Here is a 26780-nt window from a genome sequence, read left to right on the forward strand (position 1 = left end):
ACTTGGCGCACCGGGCACGTTGGGCCAACATGGGAGCGGAGCAACGCATGGCAGAATCGCAAACAACCCCTCCGAGTTTTGAGCAGGCGATGGCCCGATTGGAGAAAATCGTCGAGGCGATCGAGCAGGGGCGTATCGGTCTGGAAGATGCAATCAAGCAATACGAGGAAGGCATGGCGCTGATCCGCCAATGCCGCGACGTGCTCGCCGGGGCCGAGTTGAAGATACAACAACTGCAGGCGCAGGGGGCCGATCGCGCGGGGCCCGCGGCGGGCTAATCGCGACCACTCACGGCGCATCGTTGCGCGAAGCAAACCGCGTTCGACGGGGCGCGTTTTTCGACTACAATGTTCCATCTATGAGATCCGCCGACCCCGGTGCCCAGGCGACCGACGCCGAATCCCGATCGCCTGGTGCGCCCTCGCCATCTGATGCACCGCTCTCGGACCCGGAAGGTACGTCGGACCCGGCGGACATCCGGCGACAACTGGCCGCGACCGCGAAGGACATCGACGACGCCATCGGGCTTTTTTTTGACAAATATATTAATCGCCCGCCCGACGGCGGGCCGGACCAATCGGCCACGCTTGCCAAAGCCATGCGTTACAGCCTCGACGCCGGCGGCAAGCGCCTGCGCCCCGCACTGGTGCTCTGGAGTTGCGAAGCGTGTGGCGGCCAATCCGCCGTCGCCATGCCGGCGGCCGTCGCCATCGAATTCGTTCATACGTTCAGCCTGATTCACGACGACCTGCCGGCGCTGGACAACGACGATCTGCGGCGCGGGCGGCCAACGAATCATCGCGTCTTTGGCGAGGCCGCGGCGATCCTGGCGGGGGATGGCCTGCTCGCGCTGGCCTTTGAAACGATCGCGCGCGGCGTGAGCGATGCACGAATCGCAGCGGAGCAGATCGCCGAACTGGCCGGGGCGACCGGCGCAGCCGGCATGATCGGCGGCGAGGCGCTCGACCTGGAAGGCGAGCGGCAGCCCCCGAGTGAGCCGCTTTCGACTACAATCTCCCGAATGAAGACCGCGCGGCTGATCGAGTCGGCGTGCCGACTCGGAGCCATCGCCGCACGTGCATCATCGGCGCAGCGCGATGCATTGGGTCGCTACGGTCAAGCGCTGGGCATGGCGTTCCAGATCGCGGACGATTTACTGGACGCATCGGGCGACGGCGAGCGGTTGGGCAAGCGCGTGCAGAAAGATGCCGACGCGGGCAAACAAACGCTCGTGCGGGCCGTAGGGATGGAGGCGGCGCGCGAAGCGGCCCGGCGGTTCGCCGGGGAAGCGTCGGCGGCGGCGGCGGAACTGGGAGCCGGCGGCGTTCGGCTGGCCGCGCTGGCTGATTATGTAATCTGTCGCGATTCGTAGGGAGGCGGATCGCGCCCGTGGAGACTCAAGGAACGAATGGACCGAATCCTGTCGAATCTGCATGACCCGGCGTTGCTGCGCGACCTGAATCCGGCGCAACTCACCCAGTTGGCGGGCGAAATCCGCGAACGCATCATCGAAGTCGTCGGGCGAAACGGCGGCCACCTCGCCAGCAACCTCGGCGTCGTGGAACTCACCATCGCCCTGCACCGCGTCTTTGATTTCCGAAGCGATCGGCTGCTCTGGGATGTCGGCCATCAGGCGTATGTCCACAAGCTTCTCACCGGTCGCAACGAGCGCTTTGACACGCTTCGCAAGGCCGGCGGCATCAGCGGTTTTCCCAACATCGAAGAAAGCGAGTATGACCTGTTCAACGTCGGGCATGCCGGCACAGCCATTCCGACGGCGGTCGGCATGGCCCGCGGGTCGGCCGCGTTGCAGGATGGTCGCCGCGTGGTGGCGCTGGTCGGCGATGCGAGCATCTTCAACGGCGTGGCGTTCGAGGGGTTGAACCAGGCGGGCACGTTGCGCCGTCAACTGCTCGTGATTCTCAACGACAACTCGATGGGGATCGCCCCGACGCAGGGCGGCATGGCGGAATACCTCGCGAAGTTCCGCACGAGCACGATCTACGAAGAATTGAAGAAAAAGGTCAAGCGTTACCTGCCCAACGTGCCGCTCGTAGGCAAAGCCGCCTTTGACGCACTGGATCATCTGAAGGAAGGCCTCAAGGCGACGATCTCGCCGCACCAGATTTTCGAGCAGCTCGGCTTCCTGTACGTCGGCCCGACCGACGGGCACGACCTGCCGCACCTGATTGAATTGCTCGAAGGCCTGAAAGACGTTGACCATCCCGTGCTGCTGCACGTTCACACGCAGAAAGGCCGCGGGGCCGAGTGGGCCTGCGCCGATCCGACGACGTTCCACAGCCCCAAGCCGTTCAAGGTCGAGGGCTGCCGCGTGGAGATCCAATCGGGCGGGCGCAGCTACACCGCGGCCTTCGCCGACGCGCTGATCAACGTCGCGCGCGATGACCGCCGCGTGTTCGCGTTCACAGCCGCCATGCCCGACGGCACCGGCACGGCGAAGTTTCAGAAGGTGTTCCCCGAGCGCTATCTTGATGTGGGGATCGCCGAGAGCGCAACGGTCGATATCGCCGCCGGCATGTGCAAGGCGGGCATGCGTCCGGTTGTCGCGATCTACTCGACGTTTCTCCAGCGCGCGTTTGACCAGGTGTTTCAAGAAGTCGCGCTCCAACGATTGCCCGTCATCTTCTGCCTCGATCGCGCCGGACTCGTCGGCGGCGACGGCCCGGTGCATCACGGTTTCGCTGACATTGCGTACCTGCGCGTGATGCCGGGGTTCGTGCTGATGGCGCCGGGCGACGGCGACGAGATCGAAGCAGCGCTGCGCTTGGCGCTCACGCTCGACAAGCCCTGCGCAATTCGCTACCCGCGCGACAGCGTGCCGCAGGGTCTGTACGCCCCGAGCGCGACGCCGCCTTTTGAACTGGGGCAATCGGTCGCGCTCCGCACCGGTGTCGACGGGACGATCCTCGCCTATGGCGGACCGTGCCGGGCGGCTTTGGAGGCGGCCGAACTGCTCGCGGCGGACGGCGTGAATTTCCAGGTGGTCAATGCACGGTTCGCCAAACCGGTGGACCGCGACATGATCGCGCAGGCGATCGCACGCGGCGGTCCCGTGCTGACCGTGGAGGATCATTCCATCGCCGGCGGGTTCGGGTCGGCTGTTCTCGAAACTGCCGTGGACATGAGGCTGAACACGACGAACATCGTGATGCTCGGCATTCCCGAGAATCGCTTCATCGCGCACGGCCCGCGCGCCGGACAACTGGCCGAGGTTGGGATCGACGCCGCGGGCATTGCGGCGGCTGCCCGGCGCGCCTTGCCCGTTCCGCGCGAGCGCGCGGTCTCACCGATCGAACCACGCGCCGCCGCGCCGGTCGTCGTCACGCCCTAGCGATGTCGTTCAGTATTCCCGCCGCTCGCGAACCGACGGAATGTTGAGCTGCGCGCGGTACTTGGCCACGGTGCGCCGGGCGATCGGCGTGCCGCCGGATTCGGTGAGAAGCTTGACGATTTCATCATCGGACAGAGGGTTCTTCTTGTCCTCCTTGTCGATGATTTCCTTCACTTTGGCCTTGATGCTGTTCCAACTGACGGCTTCACCGCTGCCGTCGGTCGTGCCGCCGGTGAAAAACATGCGCAGCGGAAAGATGCCGCGGGGCGTCTGGATGTACTTCCCGTCCACCGTGCGGCTGATCGTCGACGCGTCGCAATTCAACTCTTCGGCGAGATCACGCATGCGCAGGACTTTCAGAAACTGCGGACCGAAATCGAAAAACTCTCGCTGTCGATCGAGGATGATCTTCGCGATCTCCAGCAGCCGCTGCCGGCGAAAGGCGATGGCGTCAATGATGGTGGTGGCCGCTTCCATGCGCCGGCGAATGAACTCGCGGGCTTCCTTGTCGGTCTCGCGGTCCTGAAGCATCTCGCGGTAGTGCGGGCTGATGCGCAAGCGCGGGGTATTGCCCCGCGCGAGGCGAACGTCGTACCCGTCGCCCTCTTCAGCGTGATCAACGATGATGTCCGGCGTGATCCCCTGCACGTCGCCCGGACGCACCAGATGGCCGGGATGGTGATTCAGCCGGCCGATGACCCGCAGGGCTTCCTTGATTTCTTCGATGCTGCGCCCGGTCGCCTTCGCCACGGCGGGAAAATTGTTCTTCGCCAACTCCACCAGATACTTGCGCACGATCTCTTCGCAGAGCGGATCGACGTTTTCCTGACCGGCGAGCTGAATCAGCAGGCACTCGGTGAGATCGCGCGCGCCGACCCCCGCCGGCTCCAGCGTCTGAACGAGCGTCAGCGCTTGTTCCAGCACCGCCACGTCGATCGGCGGCTGCACGCTCGCGCCGATCTCCTCCAGCAGCCGCCGCGCTTCCTCGGGCGTGCGCTGGATGATGAGCGGCGTGGTCTCCAGTTGGTCGTCGCCGTTGCCGCCCTTCGTGTGATGCTCCGCCTCGCTGCGCAGATAACCGTCGTCATCCATCCAGTCGATCAACACCTGCCCAGGCCGCCGCAGCGATTCGGGCATTTCCATGAGCGACCACTGGCGCGACAATTGATCGCGCAAAGCCTCCTCGCGCGAAGCCGTATTGGCCATCGCGTCCAGCTTTGCGTCGCGCTCGCCGCTGGCGGCCGAGCTGCCGGCGCGCCCGAATGGCAGATCACCCGGGTCCAGCTCCAGCTCGCGCGTCATCCGATCCAGACGCTCGAAGCTTTCGGCCTCTGCGAGATTGGTTTCCGTCGCGGGCAAGTCTTCCTTGGGGGGGCCGGCCTCTTCCTTGCCTTCCGGTTCCAGCAGCTCCAGGACCGGATTGGACTCCAGCTCTTCGCGCACCCGCGCTTCCAGCGCCATCAGCGGCAGCGTGAGAATCTCCATCGACTGGATCAGTTGCGGCGTGAGCCGCTGCTCCAGCCGCATCTGCTGCGACGGCATCATGGACATGTACTGGGACACGTGGGGTGCTAACCTCTCCTCGGCTTCGTCGGCGAATCGGGCCGGGCAAGAGCCAAAGACCGCCCGATCTGGTTTTCGGCCGTTGGCCTGCCCGACTCCATGTGATTATACATTACGTTTTTGACGCCGCAGCCTCTTTCTTCGGGAATTGGCACGGCAGTTGCTTGGCGGCCAGTATCGGCCGCTTCGGGCAGCTTTAACCCGAGCGAAATTCTCATGCAGCGGGAACGATTCAATCCCGAAAGGCAATTCGTCCCGACAACCCAAAGGAACAAACTCGTGTCAAGAACGGAATCTCGGGCCCCCGTCCCGCTGCTGCTCGAATTGGTCGCCGAAGTATTTAACGGAAAGAGCTGGCACGGCCCGAGCCTGCGTTCCACCGTCCGGCGCGTGTCGGCCGCGCAAGCAGGCTGGCGACCTGGGCGGGGCCGAAAGTGCATCGCCGAGATCGTGCTTCACGCCGCGTACTGGAAATACGCCGCGCGGCGGCGACTGCGTGGTGAACCGCGCGGGAGCTTCGCGCTGAAAGGCAGCAACTGGTTTACCGTGCCCGCCAAGCTGGGCGACGCGCAGTGGAAGGAGTATCTGAAACTCCTCGACGCCGAGCACGCGCAGTTGTTGGATGCGATTGCGGAACTGACGCCGGCCGACTTGCTAATCGTCCCCACCGGCAGCCGGGTGAACAACGCGAAGCTCGTGCGCGGCATCGCCAGCCACGACGTGTATCACGCCGGGCAGATTCAGACGATCAAGCGATTGTGCCCCATCCAGTAGCCGAGCGATCTCACGTTTCCGATTCGCCCGATGACGCGGCCATCATCGCCGCGCGACGGACTCATACATCGAAACGTATCGCGGGATCAACCCCCGCCAGTCGTAGCGCTCCGCCGCCAGCGCCCGGCCGCGCTGCCCCATCGCCCGCCGCGCTGCGTCATCGAGCGTGACCAGTTCCTTCAGTGCCGCCGCGATGGCGCGACGCTGCGGCGCGACAATCCGGCCCGCATCGGCCTGTTTCACTTCCGGCATGTTGCAGGCGTCGGAAATCACCACGGGCAGGCCCGCCGCCAGCGCCTCGAGGATCGACATGCTCAACCCTTCGCTCAAGCTGGGCTGAAGCAGAATGCTGGCCCGGCCCAGCGCCGCGCGGACTTCGTCGCGCGACAGGTGCCCCGTAAAGGTCACGCGCGACTCCAAGCCTTTTCGCCGAATCGCCGATTCCAGCATGCGCTGAAGGCCGAACTCGTCCGGCCCGGCGATCACGAGATGCCAGTCCTTGCCCGCCGCCAGAATATCGAAACATGCCTGCATGCCGGGCACGATGCCCTTCTGAATCGCGACGCGCCCCAGCATCAGCACCCACTTGCACGGCGCCGCGCTGGGAAATCGCGAATGCATCGCATCGGGCGAAGGAAGCGTCGCATACTCCGCCGTATGAAGACCGTTCGGGACCGTCGTCACGCGCGAATTGAATCCCAGCGCGCGAATCGCCTCCGCCTCGCCGTCGGCCAGTGCATGCAGCATCGCCGCGCCGCGAAGATTGCGATGCTCAAACATCCAGCCGGCCAGCAGCTTCTTCCACCGGCTGCGTTTCCACGCCCACGGCATCATCATGCTGTGCGGCGTCATGATGTACGGTCGACCGGTCTTTCGCGCGGCGCGACCAGCGGCCTGATTCTGACCGGTCCACAAGCCGTGCAGGTGAACCACCTCGCAGTCGTTCACGAGTCGGGCGATCTCACGATTGAACTGCGCGGAGCGGCCCAGGCGCGAATCGCCGGCATCGGAGAACGCGACCACTTCGACGCCGCCCACGTCCGGCGGCGTGCCGAATCGCCCCCCCGCCAGCGTCGCAATCCGACAGGAATGACCAGCCGCGACAAGACCCGACGCCAACTCCGGTACAACGCGCGCGATCCCACCCCAGGCCGGGTCCAGCGATTGAATGACGTGCAGAATCCGAAGCATCGTGCGGGTAGCCTAATCTGCTTCATTCAGGACGCAACGATCCTTTCAATTGAACCCGACCCATCAACCTCTAGGCCCGCCCCGCTCGCAGGTTAAACAAGCCCCGACTTGTACCGGAACGCCTTGCGGTTAGAATCCCCCAAAAGGGCAACCATCCATGCACCCCGGCCCCGCAGCCTCCAAGATCATCGGCGACGGTATCACCTTCGATGACGTGCTCCTGCTCCCCGCGCGCAGCAGCGTCGTCCCGAAAGACGCCGACGTGCGCACGCATCTGACGCGCAACATCACGATCAACATCCCGCTCGTCTCCGCGCCGATGGACACCGTCACCGAAGCCGGGCTGGCCATCGCCCTCGCGCAGGAAGGCGGCATCGGCATCATTCACAAGAACCTTCCGCCCGACGTGCAGTGCCGCGAGGTCGAAAAGGTCAAGCGCTCCGCCAATGGCGTCATCCTTGACCCGGTCACCCTGCGGCCGACCGATACGGTGGATCGCGCGGCCGAGTTGATGCGCCTGCACAACATCTCCGGCGTCCCGATCACGGACGAGTCGGGCGTTCTGGTCGGCATCGTCACGCGGCGCGACATGAAGTTTCTGCTGCACGCCGACCGGCAGGGTTCGACGGCCGGCGCGATGAAGATCGCGCAGATCATGACGAAGGACGACCTCGTGACCGCCCCGCCAGGGACCAGTCTTGACGAGGCCGATCGCATTCTTCAGCAGCACAAGGTCGAGAAGCTCCTGCTGGTTCACGCCGACCGACGGCTGGCAGGGTTGATCACAATCAAGGACATCGACAAGAATCGACAATTCCCGAACAGTTGCCGCGATGCGCGGGGGCGCCTTCGCGTCGGGGCGGCCGTCGGCGTTCACGAATACGATCGCGTGGCCGCGCTGATCGAGGCCGAGGTGGACGTGATCGCGGTCGACACGGCGCACGGCCATTCGGACAACGTGATCGAGACGGTTCGGCGGATCAAGCGCGAGCACAGCATCGACGTGATCGCCGGGAACATCGCGACAGCCGAAGCGGCGGTTGACCTGCTCGACGCGGGGGCCGACGCGCTCAAGGTCGGCATCGGCCCGGGTTCGATCTGCACGACGCGAATCGTGTCCGGCGTGGGCGTGCCGCAGCTTTCGGCAATCATGAACGTGGTCAGCGTCGCGCAGGATCGGCATGTCCCGGTGATTGCCGACGGCGGAGTGCGGTTCAGCGGGGACATCACCAAGGCGATTGCCGCCGGGGCGCACAGCGTGATGATCGGGTCGCTGTTCGCCGGTCTGGACGAGTCACCGGGCAGCGTGGTGCTCTGGAAAGGCCGCCGGTACAAGGAATATCGCGGGATGGGGTCGCTGGGGGCGATGGTTTCGGGCAGCGCCGACCGATACAAACAAGGCGGCGAGACGCAGCGGGACAAGCTGGTGCCCGAGGGCGTCGAGGGGCGCGTGCCCTATCGCGGCCGCCTGGCGGAGCTGACGTACCAACTGGTCGGCGGGCTTCGATCGGGCATGGGTTACTGCGGCGCGGCGTCGATCGAGGCCCTGCGGCATGACGCACGATTCGTGCGGATCAGCGGCGCGAGCATGGTCGAGTCGCACCCGCACAACCTGGTCATCACCGAGGAAGCGCCGAACTACGCCGTGGAACACATTGTCGAGGTTTGAGATGAGCATGATACGTCTGTCTGGTTATTTCGCGATCGCGGCGATGGCGCTGGCGCTCACTGGCTCCGCCGGGTGCGCGCACGTCAACAATCCGTACGAGGACTCCGGCGCGACGATCAACTCGGAGATGAAGACAACCAGCTCCGAGAGCTACGCGAGGGGCCATTCCGAGTTCGGCCGGCCCGTCCGTCGGCAGGCGCCCGAATCCGAGGTGCGGTATGAGAACGGCGCGGTCACGCATTGGCCGCTCTGGTTTGAAGATCCCTTCGAGGACAAAGGCAATCGGTTCATCCCATACGGCAACGCCGACGCCGAGCGCGACCTGCCCGACAATGAGTTCGCCTGGAACTGGGTGGATTACTTCCACATGGCCTACGGCCCAGCCCGGCTCGTCACCAACGCCGTCGGCTGGCCGGTCAGCGCCGTCGTGCAGCATCCGGGCATGTTGCTGGAGAGCAACGGGCGCATCGACCGCAATCTCCTCGGATACGATCACGACGCGACGCGCAGCGACAGCGTCACGCGCGAACCGCCGCATGTGAGCATCATCAACAAGCAGGTGCTCGAGTCCGACGCCGAGGCGACCGACGATGCAGCCGATGCAGCGCCGTCCGCGAATTAAGGCCGGGGCGTCGTCGAAACAGCGTCGTTTGGCCGACGACGACGCGTTTGGTATCATGTTCCTGAAGTGGAACCGCTTCGACAGGCGTACGCCGAGGTTGCGTGTGCCGGTTTGCCTCTTGGTAGAAAAAGGAAGGAACCCCATGAACGCCCTGCGAACCAAGCTCTCGAAAGTGGCCTGCCTCGCCTGTTGTGCCGTCGCCCTGCTCGTCGGCTCGGCCTGCTCGCAGAACACCTGCGGCGATTGCTCGTCCGACAAGTGCTGCATGGCCAAGTGCGCGGCCGGCTGCTGCGACGCCAACTGCAAGAGCGAGACCTGCTGCAAAGAGAAGAAGTGCGCCGCCAACTGCGACGCCCCTTGCTGCAAGAAGGCCTGATCAACACCGGAAAAACGCTCATTCGGCATGACCGGACGGCATGATCAGCCGCCTGGTTCGGCCCTGTTGCGCGGAGGAACGCCTGATGAACGCCAAGCACGACAACAAGCCGATCGTCATTGAAGAAACGCCGGGCAAGAAGGCCTACTGCCAGTGCGGCCATTCGGCGAAGCTGCCCTATTGCGACGGCGCGCACGCGCGCCTCGGCACGGGATTGGCCCCCATCGTGTGTGAAATCAGCGAGGCAGGGAAAAAGGCGGTCTGCCAGTGTCACCGCAGCGGCAATCTGCCCTGGTGCGACGGATCGCACAAGTCAATGGCCAGTGGTTAGTAGACAGCGGCCGGTGGGAAGTGGGCAGAGAAGTTAAGAATGGAGAATTGGGAATGGAGAGAGCTTTCTGGAAGTCACCCCAATTCTCAACTCTACATTTTTCGCAATTCGCTATTGGCGCTTCGCAATCTTCCGCCACAGCGGAAACGCCCCCGCCACGATCGCGAGCACTCCCAGCGTATAGAGCCAGTCGTGCCCGCCACGGCCAATCTCCTCCATCGCGACGAAAATGGCTATCAGCATTTGAACGCTCGTGACGAACAGGGCCGTCCCCACGCCGCCGGGCGCCAGAAAGACCTCGTCCCGGCGAATCCCCGCGCGGCGATCCCGCGCGCGGAACACGATGAGGCTGACGTACGCCATCCCATAAAGAATCGTGCTGGCGACGAAGTAAATGCCCAGAATCTCCGTGAACGATCGCTGCAACACGAAAACCGCTGCGATCCCCGCCGCCAGCATCTGCGACCAAACCGGTGACTGCCCCGCGTTCATCCGCGCCAGCGCCGCCGGCGCCAGGCCATCCCGCGCGAGCGCAAACGTCACGCGCACATTGGACAGAATGGTCGAACTGATCGAGCCGAGGCAAACGAGGATCCCGGCGATCAATACGACCTCGCGAAATCCCGTCAGGCCGACTCGGCTCAACGCCGCGGCGGCCGCGCTGCCCGATCCGCGCATGGCCTGCGGCGTTGCCGCGCAGAGCAGACCGTATTGATACAGAACATAGACGGCTGTCAGAAAAATGGTCGTCGATGCCAGCGCGCGGGGCAGCCGTTGGCGAGCGTCGCGCATTTCCTCGGCGAGCTTGGCGCTGTCGGTTGCGCCGGCGTACGACCACATCACGCTGACGAGGCCGAGCAGGAATCCTTTTGCGGTAACCGCATCAATCGGCGTCGTCTCGACCTGCGGTGTCCAGCGTCCCGCCCCCACCCACGCGACGATCCCGATTCCAACAACCGTCGCGACCTTCAGAATCGTCAACAAATTCTGGAACACCGCCCCCGCGCGAAGCCCGATGACGTTGGCCGCCGTCACCAGCGCCAGCGCGGCGCAGCCGAAAACGGATTCCGCAGCGGGAACGCTCCAACCGAACAGTTGCGATGCAAGGCGCCCCAGCCCGGCCGCGATGACGCCCGTCCCGGCGCCGGTGACAAAGATGGTGAACGACCAACCGAAGAAGAACGCGGCAAAGTCTCCATACGCCGCGCGAAGATACTGATACTCCGCCCCCGCCTGCGGAAACCGAGTGGCCAATTCTGCCGTCACGAGAGCCTGAAGATACGTGATTGCTCCGCCGGCGATCCACGCCACGAGCAGCCACCCGGGCGAGGGAATCCATCCCGCCATGTCGCCCGGCGTCGTGAAGACGCCCGAGCCGATGGCGACGCCGAGGCCGACAAAGACAATCGTCCATGTCCCGAGGAGGCGCTTCAGCGCGCATCCGTTCACGCACCGCCCCCGCGCGACGAACCGATCGTCGAAACGTCAAACCGTCGCTCGGTCAGCCGCTCATAGGCCTCGATGTACCGCGCGCGGGTCGCCGCGATGACCTCGGCCGGCAGCGGCGGCGTCGGCGGCGACTTGTCCCACTTGCCCTGATCGCAAAGTGCCTGAAGGTGATTGCGAACGTACTGCTTGTCAAAGCTCTCCTGGTCGCGGCCGATCTCGTACGTATCGGCCGGCCAGAAGCGGCTGCTGTCCGGCGTCAGGATTTCATCGATCAGGAGAATCTCGCCGTCCACGATGCCGAATTCGAACTTGGTGTCGGCGAGGATAATCCCGCGGCGCCGGGCATACTCGGTGCCTTCGGAATACAACTCCAGCGTCCGCTTGCGAAGGTGCTCCATCGTGTCGCGGCCGACCAGTTCGCAGGCTCGCTCAAACGAAATATTCTCGTCGTGGCCTGATTCCTCCTTGGTCGCAGGGGTGAAAATCGGTTCTGGCAAGGCCTGGCACTGTTTCAGACCAGGGGGTAGCTCGATTCCGCAGACTCGTCCGGTCTTGCGGTATTCGGCCCAGCCGCTTCCGGCAAGATACCCCCGGGCCACGCATTCGATGGGGATTACTTTCGTCTTCCGGCAGAGCATCGTCCGGCCGGCAAGGACCTCCCGGAACGGCTCGAACCCGGCTGGGGCACTTTCACCCACCACCCCCAGCAGGTGGTGCGGCCGGGCGGCAGCCAGCCGGTCGAACCAAAAGGCCGACAAAGCGGTCAGGACGCGGCCTTTGTCGGGGATCGGGTCGGGTAGGACGCAGTCAAAGGCACTGATCCGGTCGGTTGCCACGATCATCAGGCGGTCGCCGAGGTTATAGACGTCGCGAACCTTTCCCCGTTTGACCTCCACCCCGGGGATTTGAGTAGTCTTGACGGCTTGCAGAACGGGTGCTTCCGGCATGGGTCGCTCCGTCAGTTCAAAGAGAGGGTTTCATGGGCTGCACCGACCGCGCTCGGCCAGCTTGCGGCGGCTAGTGTAAGGGAATCCGGGGTCGTAAAAACCGCTGATTTTTTTAGGAATCTCGCGCGGGACCCCATTGATTTCCCTGATTTTCTTGCTATTTTGTCCAGCCTAAACGGCGGGCGGAGGCTCGCCGGGAGTAGGAAATCGAAACAAGCAGAAACCCACACACAAGGAGTCGCCCCATGGCAGCAGGTATGAGCAAGAGCGCGTTGATTCGACATCTGGCGGAGAAGAACGATCTGTCCCGCAAGCAGGTCGTGATGTTCCTCGATACGCTGACGGCGACGGCCTACAAAGAGGCCAAGAACAGCTTCACGCTGCCGGGCCTGGGCAAGCTCGTGCTGGTCAATCGCAAGGCGCGCATGGGCCGCAACCCGGCGACCGGCGAGGCGATCAAGATTCCGGCGAAGAAGGTCGTGAAGTTCCGCGTCGCGAAGGCGTGCAAGGACGCGATTCTCGGCAAGAAGTAAGCCGTGCGATCGCCCGGCGCCGTGCCGGATTCAGATGTTTGTCTCAAAAAAAATCGCAGTATGTTTAATGGAAGGACCCGCGCGTCGCAGCGCGGGTCCTTGTCATTCATGAGAACGCTCCCGCAGGTACGCTCGCTGCGCTTCGGCCTCCTGATCTAGACCGGCCGACTCCAGCACCCGAAGCCGCACGCGGCCCAGCGCGCCGGGCTGCGGATCGCTCGGTGAGACGGGAGCCCCCCACAGGATCGACGCGGCATCGGCCAATTTGCGCAAGTTTGCATCCGCGTTTGATCCGCCGTGCGCCGCGACGTCGTACTCGACCCATTCGCTGATCGCCGCGACGCGCGCGGCAAACAGGCCCGGCCCGGCCCGCTCGTACATCTCGTCTGCTTTCGCGGCCAGGTTCATCGCACGCGGCGATTCGTCGTCGCGCCGCGCCCGCATCGCCGCCAGGCGCAGCGTCTCGGGGCTGAAGCGATCCCGCCAATCAGCGGCCTTCGACCGGGTCGCGTCCGACAGCGCGACATTTGTCAAGTCTTCGATGATGGCGGGCAGGTCCGCCGACTTCAACAGCTCCTGCGCCATCTCGGCGGTCATCGCATCGACTAACCCGCCTCGCAGCAGCGCGCGCAACCAGTCGATCCGCTGCCTCGCCGACGCCGCGGGGCTGACGCGCCACAGCGTCCAGACGATCTGCGACGAAAACGGCTCGTCGGCATGTTGTCGCTCCAGCGCCTGAATCCATCGACGCTGATATTCGGCGGCCGCTGCCCCGTCGCCGCGTCGCTGCGCCGCTCGTCCGAGGTTCAGCGCCAGGTCCGCTTCGAGACGCGAGAGCTGAAGAAATCGCGGTACGTCGGCCCTCAACTGGCTAAGCCGGATCACCGCGTCGCTCGCGCGGTTCAGCATCGCACCATCGGGCGGAGCATCCCCCGCATCCAGACTCATCTGAAACGCCAGCGCCCGCGCGCGAATCGCCATCAAGCGCGCCAAATTCCGCTGGAACGGATCCATCGTGCGCGCGGCGGCGTAGTCCGCATGCGCCGCAGCGTCCTCGAAATCTCCTTCCGCCATCGCGGCGTCAGCCTGCGCGCGGCCGATTGACGCGTGCCAGTCAGCCAGCGCCGCGCTGCCGAACCACGCCACCGCCACCAGCAGCGCCACGCCGGCCAGCCGCACCACACCATTCGACAGCCGATGCGCTGCCTGCATCTCGAACCGCTCCGTCCGACCGCGCCGTACGGCCGCCCACGCCAACGCCCACACGGTGAGAAACACAGCCGGCCCCCCCGGCTCACGGACGGAAGGCTCTCCGAAATGATCGACCGCCAGTCCGACCAGCGCCGCGCCAAGCCCCGCGATCACAAAACGATTCGAACACGATTCGTCGCCTCGACGATCGCACGCGCGCGCGACATAGATCAACGTCAAAATCATCGCGACGAGGTACGCCCCCGCACCGACGATGCCGATCTCCGCCGCCTGTTCCAGGTATTCGTTGTGCGCGTGGCCGGTCCAGAATTGTTCGTCAAAACGAAGCGTCATCGGGTCTTCCAGCTGATCTTCCCGCGCGAACTGACCCGCCAGCATCGAATACGCCCCGTCACCATGTCCCAGCACCGGTTTGTCCATCAACAATCGCATCGCATAGGGCCACTCGAAATTGACGCGAGTCCGAATCGAATGCGACCGGGTCGCCGTCCCGCCCTCGCTGGCCAGCCGGTTGAGAATCGCCGCCCCACCCAGGCCGCCGACCAACGCGATCAGGAGCAGAACGCGCCGCGCCTTCTTGCCGATCAGCAGACAGACCATCGCCAGCCCCGCCGCCACCAGGCCCGCCAGCCCCGAACGCGAACGCGTCAGCAGCAGCCCAATCAGGATCAGCACGGCAACCACAACCCACGCGACGCAAGCCGCCCATCGCGCGACGGGCCGTCGCGCACTCGAACCCACGCCACGGTCCAACGCCAAGCCGATGGCGATCGGTACTCCCGGCAGCAAACAGGCCGCCAGCCACAACTCGTTTCCGAACGGATACGACAATCGCGCCGTCCACGGAGATGGTCCGCCGCGCACGGCCTGATACGCCAGCGCCAGCGCCGCCGTCGCCATCAGCGCGATCGCCAGCGCCGCCGTGAGGGCGCGAACGTGCCGCGTCGTCAGCATCGCCGCCAGCGGCCACCACCACGCCAGCCACAGAATGTGCGCCATGGCCTGCCCCTGGCAGACCGCCGGCGCGTGTGAAAAGTAGGAGCTCAACCCGCACGAGACCATCCACAGCGCCCACCAGAAATAGGGACTGCCGGCGCGCGCGCGATAGTCGAGCAGGTCATCGAGGCTGTAGCGGGGCCGGCGCCCGGTCGTGAGCAGTCGAATGGCGCTCACCGCCAGGATCAGCGCCGCACCACCGTAGAAGACGAGATTGCGAACTTCCACGCCACGGGCCGTGCCGACGCGCCCGCCCAGGCCCAGCGCCGTCACGATCGGCTTGAGCAGCGTCGTGTCGGTCGTGTGTTTCTCCGAGAAGCGCGACGGCGAGTTCAAGAGACAGTTGGCGAATACGAGGACGGCGGCCAATCCCGCCAGCGCACCGCTCGCCAGCCTCGCCCCGCGCGAGTCATCCACCACGACTTCAGGCAAGTTGTCGGATGGCATCCGCCAGCCTCTCGCAGCGCATCAGACGCATCGTCTCATGCTTGGTAGACGTTTCTCCCGAACGACTGGTTCGCGGCAAGATGAACTGACGGAAGCCCACCCGCGCCGCCTCGGTCACGCGCTGCCGCAGATGCGTCACCGGTCGAAGCTCCGCACCCAGGCCCAATTCCCCGCAGACCACCGTCCCCACGTCCAGACACCGCTGCGTCATCGCCGAGACGACCGCCAGCGCGATCGCCAGATCGGCCGCCGGCTCGCTCACGCGCACGCCTCCGACGACGTTCACGAACACGTCCTGGTCGCCCAGGACGATCTCCGCGTGCTTCTCGATCACCGCCAGCAGCATCGCCACGCGCCCGGCATCGACCCCCGTCGCCTTGCGCTTCGCCGAGCCGAACACCGACTGCGCGCACAGCGCCTGCACCTCCACCAGCAGGGTGCGCGTCCCCTCGCATGCCGCGAGGATCACGCTGCCGGGCCGTGACTCACGGTTCTCCTGAAGAAACAGCTTGGAGGGATCATCGACCGGGCGCAGACCCGTGTCGCCGATCTCAAAGACGCCCAATTCGTCCGTCGAACCATAACGGTTCTTCACCGCGCGAATCAATCGGTGCGCGTGAAAGCGGTCGCCCTCGAAGTACGCCACGCAGTCGACCAGGTGTTCCAGTATCTTCGGCCCCGCGATCGCCCCGTCCTTCGTGACATGCCCCACCAGAAACAGGGAGAACCCCATCTGCTTCGCCAGCCAGATCAGCCGCGCCGCCGCCTCGCGCAACTGCGACAACGACCCCGGCGGGCTGGCGCCGTCGGGTCGATAGACCATCTGAATCGAATCAATCACGACCACCTCGGGCCGCTCCTTGCTCGCGAGATTGCAGATGACATCGAGATTGGCCGTCGCCGCGACGAGCAACGCCGAATCGCTCGCGCCCAGTCGCTGCGCGCGAAGCTTGATCTGCCCGGCCGATTCCTCGCTGGAGACGTACAGCGTCTTGCGCTTTGCGCGGACCAGTTGATCGCACACTTGCAGCAGCAGCGTCGACTTGCCGATGCCCGGATCGCCGCCGATGAGAACCGCCGACCCCGGAACGATGCCGCCGCCCAGGACGCGATCAAACTCGCCGATTCCGGTGACATAACGTGGGCACGACTCGGCGTCCACGTCCGACAGCTTCGCCATGACCGGCTGATCGACCGGTACCGCCGGTCGATGCCGATCCGGCACGACGCCGTCGACGACCTGCTCGGTCAATGAATCCCATTCACCACAGTCGGGACATTTGCCGGACCACTGGCTCTGCACCCGCCCGCAATGGCTGCACGCGAATTGTGAATGTTTCCTGGGCACCGATGCCTGCCGTTTCGACCGAATGTTAATACGTTCCCTCAAGATCGCCGGGCATCATACCGCCATCGCCGCAGCAAGGTGCCTCTCGAAAGCCCAGACATAACCACCTGTAAATGCTTGCCTTATGAAAACCGCTGGCGTCCATTCGGTATGGTTGCCACCCAATGGGCTTCGGTTATGATACTCGGCTCGGTCTTTTTCGAAGGGCCGGATCGTCTTCCCTCCGCACGACGAGCCATTTGCAGTGCGTGCCGCTCGACCACGCGCGTCAGCGTGGCAGACCTTCGGGTCGAAAGAGAGAAACCATGGCAAAAGAAAAGAAGAATCCCTCGGTCGAGGGCGAGGCGAAGCCGGGCGCGCCCGACGCGACCGCGGGTGGCGCTGCGCCCGACGACCAGGCCGGCGCCAAAGCGCCGAAGTCAAAGAAAGAAAAGAAAGCGGCTGCCGGGGAAGCCTCGGGCGGTCGAAAGCAGCGCGGTCGATCGATGCGCGGGCGCAGCAAGCGTCATGAGAAGATGTTGAAGGAAGTCGACGCCAAGCGGCGCTACCCCCTCGACGACGCGGTGAAGGTGCTCAAGAAGATCACGGCGGGCACCAAGTTCAACCAGACGATCAACGTCGTCATGCACCTGGGGATCGACCCGAAGAACGCCGATCAGATGATCCGCGGCTCGGTCTCGCTGCCCAAGGGCATCGGCTCGACGAAGAAGGTCATAGCATTCGTCGACGGCAACGAAGCCGACGAGGCCAAGGCGGCCGGCGCGATGGAAGTCGGCGTTGATGACTTGATCAAGAAGGTCAACGACGGCTGGACGGATTTCGACGTGGCGATTGCGCACCCGCGCACGATGGCCAAGGTGGGCAAGCTCGGGCGCGTCCTCGGCCCGGCAGGCAAGATGCCGAGTCCGAAGAACGGCACGGTGACCAGCGACGTGGCGACGGCGGTGAAGGAGTTCGCCGCGGGCAAGATCGAGTTTCGCAACGACGCCGGCGGCAACGTTCACGCGATCGTCGGCAAGGCCAGCTTCCCCGAAGGGGATCTGAAGGAGAACATCGACGCCTTCATCAACCACATCAAGCGCATGAAGCCTCCGACGAGCAAGGGGCTGTTCATCAAGAAGGCGTGCGTTTCGGGAACCATGTCGCCGGCGATTGAGTTGGAGGTCGCCCAGTAAGACGGGCGGAACAAGCCATGAGTCGATTCACGAAAGAGCTGGTCGAAGCCGATCTTCGAAAAAAGTACAAGGACTTGGACAACGCACTGGTCGTTTCCGTCCACGGGCTGACCGGCGTCGAGGTCAACACCGTCCGCGGCGCCCTGCGCAAGAAGCAGATCGAGGTGCACGTCGTCAAAAACCGCGCGATGAAGCGCGTGATCAAGGGCACACCGCTCGAGCCGCTGGGCAAGGTGCTCACCGGCCCGTGCGCCTTTGTCACCGGCGGCACCAGCCCGGTCGATACCGCCAAGCACCTGCTCGAGCTGGTGAAGGACTATCCCAAGCTTGAACTCAAGCACGGCGTGCTCGATGGCGAGGCCGATGTTCTGACCATCGACGAGATTTCCAAGCGGCGCAGCAAGGCCGAGATTCAGGGCGAGGTCGTCATGCTGTTCTGCTCGCCGGCCCGGCGCATCGCGGGTTGCCTGAACGTCGGCGGCAAGATCGCCGGCTGCATCAAGGCGATCGTCGACAAGCTGGAGAAGGGCGAGTCCATCGCCAGGCTGGCATCGTAAGCCGGCTGCCAGGAATTGAGTCAAGACACGCGTCGTTGACAGCCCCGTTGGCAGGTCGCTCGCGAGCGGCCGGGTTAAACGAAGTCATCGGGACTTCGGCTCTCAACACGGTGAAACGAATAGACGCCCCGGCCAGCTTGCCGCGGTCGTCGCAGAAAGTGAAGGATTGTGAACATGGCAGAAGCACCCGCAAAGGAATTCAGCGCAGCCGTCAAGGACCTTGGCGACAAGATCGTCAATCTGTCGGTCAAAGACGCCCAGAGCCTCGCCGACTACCTCAAGGCCGAGTACGGCATTGAGCCGGCCGGCGGCGGCGCGGTCATGATGGCGGCCGGTGGCGGCGGCGGCGGCGCGGCGGCCGAGGCCGAGGACGCTCCGACGATGTTTGACGTCGTGCTGGCCGATGGCGGCGCGAACAAGATCAACGTCATCAAGGTCGTCCGCGCGGCGACCAACCTGGGTCTGAAGGAGGCCAAGGACATCGTCGACGGCGCCCCGAAGACGATCAAGGAAGGCATGAGCAAGGAAGACGCCGAGAAGCTCAAGAAGGAACTCGAAGCGGCCGGCGCCAAGGTCGAACTGAAGGGCAAGGCGTAAGCCCCCTCGCTCGATTATTCCGTCTGACGTGAAAGCCCCGGGCATTTGCCCGGGGCTTTTTTATTCGTCTGCTCGGCGCGGCTCGTCCACATTGACGATCTCGCGCGCCGAAAGAAACACCAGCCAACACCGCAGGGCCGAGCCGGGAAACGTGGCTGCCAGCGCCTCGGCATAGATGGCGAGTTGTCCGCGATACAGCGCCGCCCGCTCGGCCACGTCCGCACCGCTGACCGCGTCGGTCTTGTAATCCACGATCTCCCAACCCTCGCCAGCGTCGAAAAAACAGTCCACGATGCCGCGCACCAGCATCCGATCGCCGGCTTGCGCCGCGTCGCCCGCCGGCACCGCGCCGGCCGTCACGATCGCCGGGTCATACCGTCGGGGGTCCACGGCCATCACGAACGGCCACTCGCGCTTCACGCGCGCGCCCGGTCGACGCATTCGCTGCCCGAGATCGGTCGTGAAGAACCACGCCACGTTGTCGAGATCAATCTGGCTCGCATCGTCGGCGCTCACGACGCCCGCGTTGATCAGCCCGAGCAATTGGTCTTGCAGGCCCGCTGCGTCGCAAGGCCGCGTCAAGTCCAGCCGCTGCAAGAACTCGTGCGTCAGCGTTCCGCGCTGCCTCGCATCCGGTTCCGGCTTCGATTGGGCGAATCGCGGCAGCGGCAGGACGCGCCCGGCGGTCGACGCCGACGTTGCAGTCGATTTCGTTGCACGCCAAGCGGCCGTCGGCTCTTGCGGGTCTTCGCGCGTATCCCAACGCCGCTTCAGCACGCTCGCCGCCGCGACCGCCGGCAGGCGCGTCATTGGCTCGAACGCGTAGGAGGTTTCGAGACGCCGTCGCACGGTCGCCACGATCTGCTCAATCTCTTTCGCGCGTTCGCCGGCACCCGCCGCCGGCGCGGGAAGCGGCGCCAGCGTTGCAGCGGCTCCGAGCAGCGTTGACGACGCCGAATGAATCGGTGTATCAAGTTTCCAATCCGCCATCGCATCAGTCGAATACGTGACGACATCGAACAGTTCCGGCGGTCCTCCCGTCGATCCCGGCGATGCGTCGCGATCGTTCACGACCGTCGCACGATACCGAACGCGATCATTCGGCTGCGCGCAGATCGCCGGCAGCACCCAGTCCAGCATCGTGCTAGCGCTGCGCCGCTCAATCAACGGCAGCGCACCGAACGACCCCGCGTAGCGCCGTCGCAGGTCGTCTATTGAGTCGATGTTCCCGCTCCCGACGAGGATCAGCCGCTGCTTCGCGCGCGTCATGGCCACGTACAACACGCGCAGCTCTTCCGCCAGCGCCTCCTCGGTCAACGATCGCGCGACGAGCTTGTACGCGATCGTCGGATAGGTGATGTACTGCTCCAGATCAACCGCCTTGAGCGCCAGTCCGAGACGCCGATCCATCAGCACCGCCTCGCGCGCGTCGCCGAAGTTGATCCGCTTGCCCAGTTCGCCGACGATCACCACCGGAAACTCCAGCCCTTTGCTGCGATGGATGCTCATCACCTGCACGGCGTCCTCATCGCCGGCCGAGACGCTGCCGCGCGCGAGATCACGATCAGATTCTTTCATTGCCGCGATGAACTCTAGGAATCGCCGCAGCCCCTGCCGCTGAAAGGCGCCGAACTGCCGCGCGAGATCGTGCAGGCATACGAGGTTCGCGCGCCGCTGCGCCCCATCGCGAAGCCCGCTGACGTAAGCCAGATAGCCCGTCTCCTCGTAAAGCCGCCATAGCAGATCGGCGGGCGTCAGTTGCCGCGCGCGGTCGCGCCACGTTTGAATGGTTTCCAGAAAATCGGCAACGCGCCTGGCGCGTTCACGATCCTCGTCGTGCTTGACGTAGCGCACCACGGACTCGTGGAAGTCCGAATCGCGCGACGATGAACGAATCATGGCCAAGTCATCGTCACTGAACGGCTCACCCAGCAGCGGACCACGCATCACCGCCGCCAGGGGGATGTCCTGCCGCGCGTTGTCCAACAACGCGAGGAACGACAGCACATCACGAACCTCCAGCGCCTCGAACAAACCGCGGTCCGACTCGCTGCGCACCGGGATGCCACGCCGCGCGAGCGTGCGCACCAGCGCACCGGCCCGCGGTTGCAGCGAACGCAACAAGACAACGATGTCACCATACCGAACGCCCTCGGCCGCTAACGCAGCAATGCGATCCGCGATGACATACGCTTCGCGCTCGATCTGAAGCCAGTCCACGGCCTCGCCGTCCGAATCCGGTGAATCGGAATCGTGGCTACCCGCCGCGTCGTCGCTCGATTCGCCGGCGGCTGCGTGATCCGATTCATCCCCGCGCCGCGGCGTCTCCAGCAGGTGCAATTCGACAGGAGTCACTTTTTCAGCATCCGCGCTTTCGGTCCGGCCGGGCTTCAGCCGCGCGCGATCGTCGTAATCGATCTCGCCCAGGTCCTGCGCCATGATTTTCTCGAACACGGCGTTGACGGCTTCCAGCACTGCCGGCCGGCTGCGAAAGTTCTCAACCAGATCAATCCGCCGTCCGCGGTCATCCACGCCCGAACCGTAGGCCTCGGCGCGCCGCAGGAACAGCCGCGGCTCGGCGAGGCGAAAGCGATAGATGCTCTGTTTCACATCGCCGACGCAGAAGAGATTGCCCGGTCGCCCGGTATCGTCCTCACGGCTGATGAGCCGAATGATCTCCGCCTGCACCGGGTTGATATCCTGAAACTCATCGACGAGAACATGCTCGAAGCGATCGCGCAGCCGCCTGGCCACGCCGGCCGCATCGTTGCGAAGCAAATCCAACGTGTAACGCTCAAGGTCGGCGAAGTCGATCGCGGCGAGCTGGTGCTTGGCCGTTGCGTAGGCATCCCGCGCTCGGGCCGCGATGGCGAAAAGCGTCCGAATATGCGGCGCGATCCGCGCGAGGCCCGCTTTCGCCTGCGCTCGGCTCAAACCACCGAAATCCCGACGCAGCCGACCGGCGAAGTAACGCTCCTTGATGGCCTTCAATTCGTCACGAATCGGCTCCAGGGCGCTCACCGCATCATTCGACACTTCCTTCGCCCAGCGCTTGAAGTCCAGCCGACCGAATTGGAAGTTTGATATCTCACCGATGAGGCCATCCAACGCCGCCTCATTCGCTGACGGCCGCGACACACAACGCCGCCATGCGTCCATCGAGCGATCGAAAGGCTCGATCCACTCCAGCATCTTGACGATCAAGGCCTCCGCCTTCGGCCGCGCGGCCATCAACCGGGCGATCACGGCCTTCACCACCGCCGATTGCTCGGTCAGCTCCGATTGCAGCGCGGCCAGCCATTCCCGCTGCCACGCCGCGCCGTCTGCGTCGTAGCGTGCCAGAGATCCGGCACACCACGCATCGGGATCGGGCAACGACGCGAGAAACGCATTCAATCGCTCCACCGCATCCAGCAGCCGGCGATCCCCCGCGCTGCCGTACGCGCCCAGAAACTCCAGCACCGCCTCCCCCGCCGCGCCGTCGAGCGTCGCCAGCTCGTCCAGCGCCTGCTTGGCCGTCTCGCGCCGCAGCATGGCGGATTCATTTTCATCCAGCAGCGGCGCCTGCGGCTCCAGATCGACCTCGGCAAAGTGTCGATTCAACGTGCGCCGACAGAAGCTGTGAAGCGTGGAGATCGCCGCGGTGTCGAGCAGCGCGAGCTGCCGCGCGAGCCACGAATTCCCCGGTTCACGCGCCAGCCGCTCACGCAATGCCAAGCCGATGCGCTCGCGCATCTCCGCCGCCGCGGCGTCGGTGAACGTGACGACCAGAAACCGCTCCACGCCGCACCGCGCCGTCTCATCCGCCATCAGCCGCGCGCAACGCTCCGCCAGCACGGCGGTCTTGCCGCTGCCGGCGCCGGCCGACACGAGCACGTTCACGCCGAGGGTTTCAATGGCGGCGCACTGCGAGGGCGTCCAGCGAATCGCGCTCATGATTCGCCCCCTTTCGTACGGCGCTTGTTGCTCGGCGCGGGTTTCGTCTCGCGCTGGACCTTTGAATCGATCGCGCCACCCAGTTTCCGCAGCACCTCCTCGCGCCGCATGGCGTCGAGCCGCCGGCTCGAGCGCGCGACCTGCTCAATCCGACAGACCGCGGCGTAGTCGCAGTGCGCACAGGGCGACTTCGTGCCCAGCCGATACGGTGACACGGCAATCTCTCCCGCGATCCACGCCTCGCACAACTCCGTCATCTTGTCGCGCACATAATCCAGCAGCGGTCCCATCACACCGCTCGAGACAACATCAGTCGAATTAACATAACCCGGGCTGCCGTCCTTGCTGATCTGCACCGAGAAAACGTTGCTGCGGCCATTGCCCAGCTCGGAGTCCAGTTCGCCGATCCAGTCGAAATCGATGATGCCGCGCGGCCCGAAGCCGCTGAACGGCCTCTTCTTCTCCACCGCGTCGGGCGAATCCACGCTCGTCAGCGGCGACAACAGTGGAAGATAAAACGCTCCGCCGGGGATGACGCGTGCGCCGGCGATGCGCTCGCCATGGTCCCGCAGCACGAGCAGGTACGCCGCCAGTTGCAGCGCCAACCCGTGCCACAACTCATCCAGCCCCAGCCGCTTCGCTTTGGTCGAGCGTTTGTAGTCGTAGACCACACCGACGATCCCGCGCGATGACTGCATCAGGTCGATCCGATCAATCACGCCGCGCAGCAGCACCTTCGCGCCATTCTTGAGCGTCAGCTCCAGCGCCGGCAACGGCTCGGGCCGTTTCGCCTCGCCCTCCCGAATCGACAGGCCGAACTTCTGCTCCAGCCGCGCCGGCGCGAGTTTCGTCCGCCCGATCGTTCGACGCTGGCCTTCGACGGCCGCCGGCAGCTCGCGCCGGCCGCGCCACGTCGCCAGCTTCTGCTGCGGCGCTTCCATGCGAATCTGCTCGGCATAGCGGTTGACGGCCTGTTCGCAGAGCGTCGACACGCGTTGCGTGATCTCGACGGCCCCCAGTTGTTCCAGCGCGCGCCCCTCGGTCCGCAATCCCTCGACGAACTCCTCCATCACCGTGTGATACACGCGGCCCAGGTCCAGCGCGCCGATCTCGTGCTCCACGCGCTTTTCCAGTCGAAGGCCGCGCGCCGCGAAATGCCGGAACGGGCACTCCGCCATCATCTCCAAAGAATATACATTAGTCTCATACGGCGCCCGCCACATCGCCCCGGCCGCATCCGTTCCGAGCCGCGCGGTCTCGGCCGGCCGCAACGCCGACAGCGCCCGCTTCGCATCGCCGCGCAACAACTCATCGGTCCGCGCCAGCTCGTACAACGCCCGCCACGGCTCGGCCACGGACGGCGACAACCGCTGCTCGCACAGCGCGCGAATCTGCTCCGCGACCGCGCCCGCCAATTCCCGCGACGTCGACACATCCGCCGCGCCGAATCCCTCGATCGTCTCTTCCGCCGCCTCGGGCAGCACCGCGCGAACCTCCTCCCAAAAGGGCGAAGGCCGCAGCGATCGCCCTTTTTCATCGCTCCGGGGACAGCTCACCCACAATCGCTCGCTCGCACGCGTCAGCGCGATGTACGCCAGCGATCGCTCATCCAGCGCCCGCCGCTGGAAATTCATCGCCATCTCCAGACCGCTCGCCGCCAGCGCTGCCCGTTCGTCATCCCCCAGCACATCGTCCTCGCAGAGCCGCGCCGGGAAATCCGACTCGCTCATTCCCAGCAGGAAGACCGCCCGGACCGGCGGGTGGCGGCTGCGCTCGATCGCACTCACCAACACCTGATCGAGCGTCGACGGCGCCAGCGCCAAGGTGAACTCACTCAAGCCCGCTTCCACGCACTCGCGAAACTGCCGTGCGGTCATCTGCTCATCGCCCAGCGCGTCATGCAATTCTTCCAGCAATCGCACGACGCTGGTCCACGCCTGCTCATGCTCCGCTGCGGCGTCGTGATCGCCGCGCGCCATCGCCGAATCCCGCCACGCCATCAATTGCGCCCCCACCTGCATTCGCTCCAGCATCGACCACAACCGCTCCAGCCAGGTCGCCGTCTTCGGGTGCGCCCCCGCCGCGCCAGGAAGCCAATCGCCAACGAGTTCCAGCACCGCCGCGCGCATCGCATTGAGCCGCGCGAGCGCGTCGGAATCCGCTCGCGACATCGTTTCTTCGTCGCTTCCGCCGCCGGCTCGCGGGGAGTACTTCCACGGCTCCCGCCAGTTCGCCACGTCAATCAATCCGTACGCGAGAACGTAATTCTCCAGCTCGTCGGACTCATCATCCGTGAAGCGCGTCAAGCCCGATTTGAGCACCCCCAGCACCGCCGGACCGAAGCCGCGCGGCGCGTGCAGCGCCAGCGTCTCGCGCAACAGGCGAATCAGCGCATGCGGATGCGTCGGCCGACGACGATCCATGAAATACGGGATGCCATGCGCCGTCAGCGCCGCCGACAACAAATCGTGGTACGGCTCCAGGTCGCGCACGATGATCGCGAGATCGCGATAGCGCAGCCCGCCGACCGGCTTTCGCACCAAATCGACCATCGCCTTCACCGCCGCGAGCACCTCCGTCCGGCGATCCGGCGTCAGCACCAGTCGCACGGCCGGATCAGCCGACGGTGCGGACGCCGGCGTCGGTCCGTTCGCATCACGTTGCGCGACGTTCGATCGGCCGATTGAGAACAGTTCGCGCTCCAATCGAGCCAGCCATGGCGACCCTGCAAAGCGCGGGAACTCCTTCGGCGCCAAGAGCAGCGGCCGATCGACCGTCACGCCGGCCTCGGTCATCGCATGGCGCACGCCGTGCCACGTCCGTTCCATCCGCGCGAACAGGCCCAGTTCATCCGGCGCGCCGGCTCCGCTCCACGCCGCTTCGCACCCGGGGTCCAGCAGCAGCGCCAGTTCCATCTGCGACGCCTGCCGTGCCAGCGACACCAGCATTCGCACCTGTTGGCGCGTCAGCCCGGCGAAGCCGTCCACCCAGATCATCGCGCCGCTCAACCAGTCCGAACGCTCCAGACGCAGACGCGCCAGATCGAGCACCCCTTCGGGATCAACCCGCTCACTTCCCAGATACTCCAGGTAGTCGCGATACAGCATCGCCAGGTCATGCAAGCGTCGCGCCGACGGCACGTCGTCCGATTCCGCGCGACGGGCAGCCTCGTCCAGTTGCTCGACCGTCGCCGCTTCCTGGAGCAATTCCGTCACGCCGCGCGCCACGGCCGCGATGAAGCCCGGCCGATCGGCCACACGATCAAACTCCCGCCATTGCCCGCGACGACGCCCCAGCAATCGTCGCAGCACCGCCTGACGCCCGCTCGGCGAGAGCACGACCGGCACCGGCCCCGTCAACTCATTGAGAATCCGATGCGCGAGACGGCGAAAGCTCAACACTTCGCACCGGCCCAGCACCGGCACGCCAGCCATCGCCAACAGTCCGCGCTCCATCTGAAACGCCGCCTGCTCCGGCACGAGCATCACCAGGCGCGGACCGTCCGCGATGCTGTGCGTCAGATGCTCGCACAATCGACGCAGACAGGCGTGGGTCTTGCCTGACCCCGCCCGACCGGCGATAAGGCGGATCGACATGGCCAGTGTCCAGAGAGTTTCGTTTTCCATGCTCCAGTAGAAAGCACGCGGCGACGCTTGGCAACCATCCTTTGCACGCCGTGCCTGATTTTGACACCCGCTCGCAGTT

20 protein-coding genes are annotated in these 26780 nt (G+C 65.1%); 12 read left to right on the forward strand and 8 right to left on the reverse strand.

Going from position 1 to position 26780, the window contains the following annotated elements; translation table 11 throughout:
• Positions 1 to 47: 47 nt before the first annotated feature.
• The 3 genes from xseB to HRU71_06205 all read left to right on the forward strand — a co-directional run bounded on the left by xseB (position 48) and on the right by HRU71_06205 (position 3352).
• Entirely contained in the window at positions 48 to 278 is a 231-nt protein-coding gene (gene xseB / locus HRU71_06195) for an exodeoxyribonuclease VII small subunit (GenBank protein ID QOJ03099.1), read from the forward strand.
• Positions 279 to 358: 80 nt separating this feature from the next.
• Positions 359 to 1372: a polyprenyl synthetase family protein gene (locus tag HRU71_06200; protein ID QOJ03100.1), complete on the forward strand. Its 1014-nt coding sequence runs from the start codon at positions 359 to 361 to the stop codon at positions 1370 to 1372.
• Between the two features lie 36 nt (positions 1373 to 1408).
• Positions 1409 to 3352: a 1-deoxy-D-xylulose-5-phosphate synthase gene (locus tag HRU71_06205; GenBank protein QOJ03101.1), complete on the forward strand. Its 1944-nt coding sequence runs from the start codon at positions 1409 to 1411 to the stop codon at positions 3350 to 3352.
• Between the two features lie 9 nt (positions 3353 to 3361).
• Here the strand turns inward: HRU71_06205 and rpoN are convergent, their stop codons facing one another.
• Positions 3362 to 4915: an RNA polymerase factor sigma-54 gene (gene rpoN / locus HRU71_06210; protein ID QOJ03102.1), complete on the reverse strand. Its 1554-nt coding sequence runs from the start codon at positions 4913 to 4915 to the stop codon at positions 3362 to 3364.
• Between the two features lie 279 nt (positions 4916 to 5194).
• Here rpoN and HRU71_06215 point away from each other — a divergent pair, with 279 nt between their 5' ends.
• The gene (locus HRU71_06215) at positions 5195 to 5689 is read left to right on the forward strand and encodes a DinB family protein (GenBank protein QOJ03103.1); all 495 of its coding nucleotides are present in this window, start codon (positions 5195 to 5197) and stop codon (positions 5687 to 5689) included.
• A 42-nt stretch (positions 5690 to 5731) separates the two neighbouring features.
• Here HRU71_06215 and HRU71_06220 read toward each other — a convergent pair whose 3' ends face one another.
• Entirely contained in the window at positions 5732 to 6880 is a 1149-nt protein-coding gene (locus tag HRU71_06220) for a glycosyltransferase (protein ID QOJ03104.1), read from the reverse strand.
• A 157-nt stretch (positions 6881 to 7037) separates the two neighbouring features.
• Here HRU71_06220 and guaB point away from each other — a divergent pair, with 157 nt between their 5' ends.
• The 4 genes from guaB to HRU71_06240 all read left to right on the forward strand — a co-directional run bounded on the left by guaB (position 7038) and on the right by HRU71_06240 (position 9878).
• Positions 7038 to 8549, forward strand: coding sequence for an IMP dehydrogenase (gene guaB / locus HRU71_06225; protein QOJ03105.1), 1512 nt, complete (start codon positions 7038 to 7040; stop codon positions 8547 to 8549).
• Between the two features lies 1 nt (position 8550).
• Positions 8551 to 9171, forward strand: a complete 621-nt coding sequence (locus HRU71_06230) for a hypothetical protein (GenBank protein QOJ03106.1) — start codon at positions 8551 to 8553, stop codon at positions 9169 to 9171.
• Positions 9172 to 9313: 142 nt separating this feature from the next.
• Complete coding sequence (locus tag HRU71_06235) at positions 9314 to 9547, forward strand: hypothetical protein (GenBank protein QOJ03107.1); 234 nt, start codon at positions 9314 to 9316, stop codon at positions 9545 to 9547.
• 85 nt (positions 9548 to 9632) lie between these two features.
• Complete coding sequence (locus tag HRU71_06240; GenBank protein ID QOJ03108.1) at positions 9633 to 9878, forward strand: CDGSH iron-sulfur domain-containing protein; 246 nt, start codon at positions 9633 to 9635, stop codon at positions 9876 to 9878.
• 111 nt (positions 9879 to 9989) lie between these two features.
• On the opposite strand, the gene HRU71_06245 is transcribed toward HRU71_06240, so the two are convergent.
• Both HRU71_06245 and HRU71_06250 read right to left on the reverse strand, forming a co-directional pair.
• Positions 9990 to 11327 carry an amino acid permease gene (locus HRU71_06245; protein QOJ03109.1) on the reverse strand — a complete coding sequence of 446 codons (1338 nt, stop codon included), beginning with the start codon at positions 11325 to 11327 and terminating at the stop codon, positions 9990 to 9992.
• Complete coding sequence (locus tag HRU71_06250; GenBank protein QOJ03110.1) at positions 11324 to 12274, reverse strand: phosphoribosylaminoimidazolesuccinocarboxamide synthase; 951 nt, start codon at positions 12272 to 12274, stop codon at positions 11324 to 11326. The genes HRU71_06245 and HRU71_06250 overlap by 4 nt, the downstream gene beginning before the upstream one ends.
• 245 nt (positions 12275 to 12519) lie before the next feature.
• Between HRU71_06250 and HRU71_06255 the strand changes: the two genes are divergently transcribed.
• The gene (locus HRU71_06255; protein ID QOJ03111.1) at positions 12520 to 12807 is read left to right on the forward strand and encodes an HU family DNA-binding protein; all 288 of its coding nucleotides are present in this window, start codon (positions 12520 to 12522) and stop codon (positions 12805 to 12807) included.
• 102 nt (positions 12808 to 12909) lie between these two features.
• On the opposite strand, the gene HRU71_06260 is transcribed toward HRU71_06255, so the two are convergent.
• Both HRU71_06260 and radA read right to left on the reverse strand, forming a co-directional pair.
• A complete protein-coding gene (locus HRU71_06260) occupies positions 12910 to 15462 on the reverse strand; it encodes an O-antigen ligase family protein (protein QOJ03112.1) in 2553 nt (850 codons plus the stop codon).
• Entirely contained in the window at positions 15440 to 16810 is a 1371-nt protein-coding gene (gene radA / locus HRU71_06265; GenBank protein QOJ03113.1) for a DNA repair protein RadA, read from the reverse strand. The genes HRU71_06260 and radA overlap by 23 nt, the downstream gene beginning before the upstream one ends.
• Positions 16811 to 17295: 485 nt before the next feature.
• Between radA and HRU71_06270 the strand changes: the two genes are divergently transcribed.
• From HRU71_06270 to rplL, 3 genes are all read left to right on the forward strand, one after another.
• Positions 17296 to 17985, forward strand: coding sequence for a 50S ribosomal protein L1 (locus tag HRU71_06270; GenBank protein ID QOJ04937.1), 690 nt, complete (start codon positions 17296 to 17298; stop codon positions 17983 to 17985).
• A gap of 17 nt (positions 17986 to 18002) precedes the next feature.
• Entirely contained in the window at positions 18003 to 18542 is a 540-nt protein-coding gene (locus HRU71_06275) for a 50S ribosomal protein L10 (GenBank protein ID QOJ03114.1), read from the forward strand.
• 174 nt (positions 18543 to 18716) lie between these two features.
• Positions 18717 to 19139 carry a 50S ribosomal protein L7/L12 gene (rplL, locus tag HRU71_06280; GenBank protein QOJ03115.1) on the forward strand — a complete coding sequence of 141 codons (423 nt, stop codon included), beginning with the start codon at positions 18717 to 18719 and terminating at the stop codon, positions 19137 to 19139.
• 60 nt (positions 19140 to 19199) lie between these two features.
• Here the strand turns inward: rplL and addA are convergent, their stop codons facing one another.
• Together addA and HRU71_06290 are read right to left on the reverse strand one after the other, a co-directional pair.
• On the reverse strand, positions 19200 to 23075 hold the full coding sequence (gene addA, locus HRU71_06285; GenBank protein ID QOJ03116.1) for a helicase-exonuclease AddAB subunit AddA: 3876 nt from the start codon (positions 23073 to 23075) through the stop codon (positions 19200 to 19202).
• Positions 23072 to 26671, reverse strand: coding sequence for an exodeoxyribonuclease V subunit gamma (locus tag HRU71_06290; protein ID QOJ03117.1), 3600 nt, complete (start codon positions 26669 to 26671; stop codon positions 23072 to 23074). Before HRU71_06290 ends, addA begins: the two co-directional genes overlap by 4 nt.
• Positions 26672 to 26780: the final 109 nt, after the last annotated feature.

Source organism: Planctomycetia bacterium (assembly GCA_015200345.1).
GTDB lineage: Bacteria > Planctomycetota > Phycisphaerae > UBA1845 > UTPLA1 > PLA3.

Coding starts and splice junctions, on each gene's coding strand:
- xseB (QOJ03099.1), top strand. CDS start 48: ATGGCAGAATCGCAAACAACCCCTCCGAGTTTTGAGCAGGCGATGGCC.
- HRU71_06200 (QOJ03100.1), top strand. CDS start 359: ATGAGATCCGCCGACCCCGGTGCCCAGGCGACCGACGCCGAATCCCGA.
- HRU71_06205 (QOJ03101.1), top strand. CDS start 1,409: ATGGACCGAATCCTGTCGAATCTGCATGACCCGGCGTTGCTGCGCGAC.
- HRU71_06220 (QOJ03104.1), bottom strand. CDS start 6,880: ATGCTTCGGATTCTGCACGTCATTCAATCGCTGGACCCGGCCTGGGGT.
- guaB (QOJ03105.1), top strand. CDS start 7,038: ATGCACCCCGGCCCCGCAGCCTCCAAGATCATCGGCGACGGTATCACC.
- HRU71_06230 (QOJ03106.1), top strand. CDS start 8,551: ATGAGCATGATACGTCTGTCTGGTTATTTCGCGATCGCGGCGATGGCG.
- HRU71_06235 (QOJ03107.1), top strand. CDS start 9,314: ATGAACGCCCTGCGAACCAAGCTCTCGAAAGTGGCCTGCCTCGCCTGT.
- HRU71_06240 (QOJ03108.1), top strand. CDS start 9,633: ATGAACGCCAAGCACGACAACAAGCCGATCGTCATTGAAGAAACGCCG.
- HRU71_06250 (QOJ03110.1), bottom strand. CDS start 12,274: ATGCCGGAAGCACCCGTTCTGCAAGCCGTCAAGACTACTCAAATCCCC.
- HRU71_06255 (QOJ03111.1), top strand. CDS start 12,520: ATGGCAGCAGGTATGAGCAAGAGCGCGTTGATTCGACATCTGGCGGAG.
- HRU71_06260 (QOJ03112.1), bottom strand. CDS start 15,462: ATGCCATCCGACAACTTGCCTGAAGTCGTGGTGGATGACTCGCGCGGG.
- HRU71_06270 (QOJ04937.1), top strand. CDS start 17,296: ATGCGCGGGCGCAGCAAGCGTCATGAGAAGATGTTGAAGGAAGTCGAC.
- HRU71_06275 (QOJ03114.1), top strand. CDS start 18,003: ATGAGTCGATTCACGAAAGAGCTGGTCGAAGCCGATCTTCGAAAAAAG.
- rplL (QOJ03115.1), top strand. CDS start 18,717: ATGGCAGAAGCACCCGCAAAGGAATTCAGCGCAGCCGTCAAGGACCTT.
- addA (QOJ03116.1), bottom strand. CDS start 23,075: ATGAGCGCGATTCGCTGGACGCCCTCGCAGTGCGCCGCCATTGAAACC.
- HRU71_06290 (QOJ03117.1), bottom strand. CDS start 26,671: ATGTCGATCCGCCTTATCGCCGGTCGGGCGGGGTCAGGCAAGACCCAC.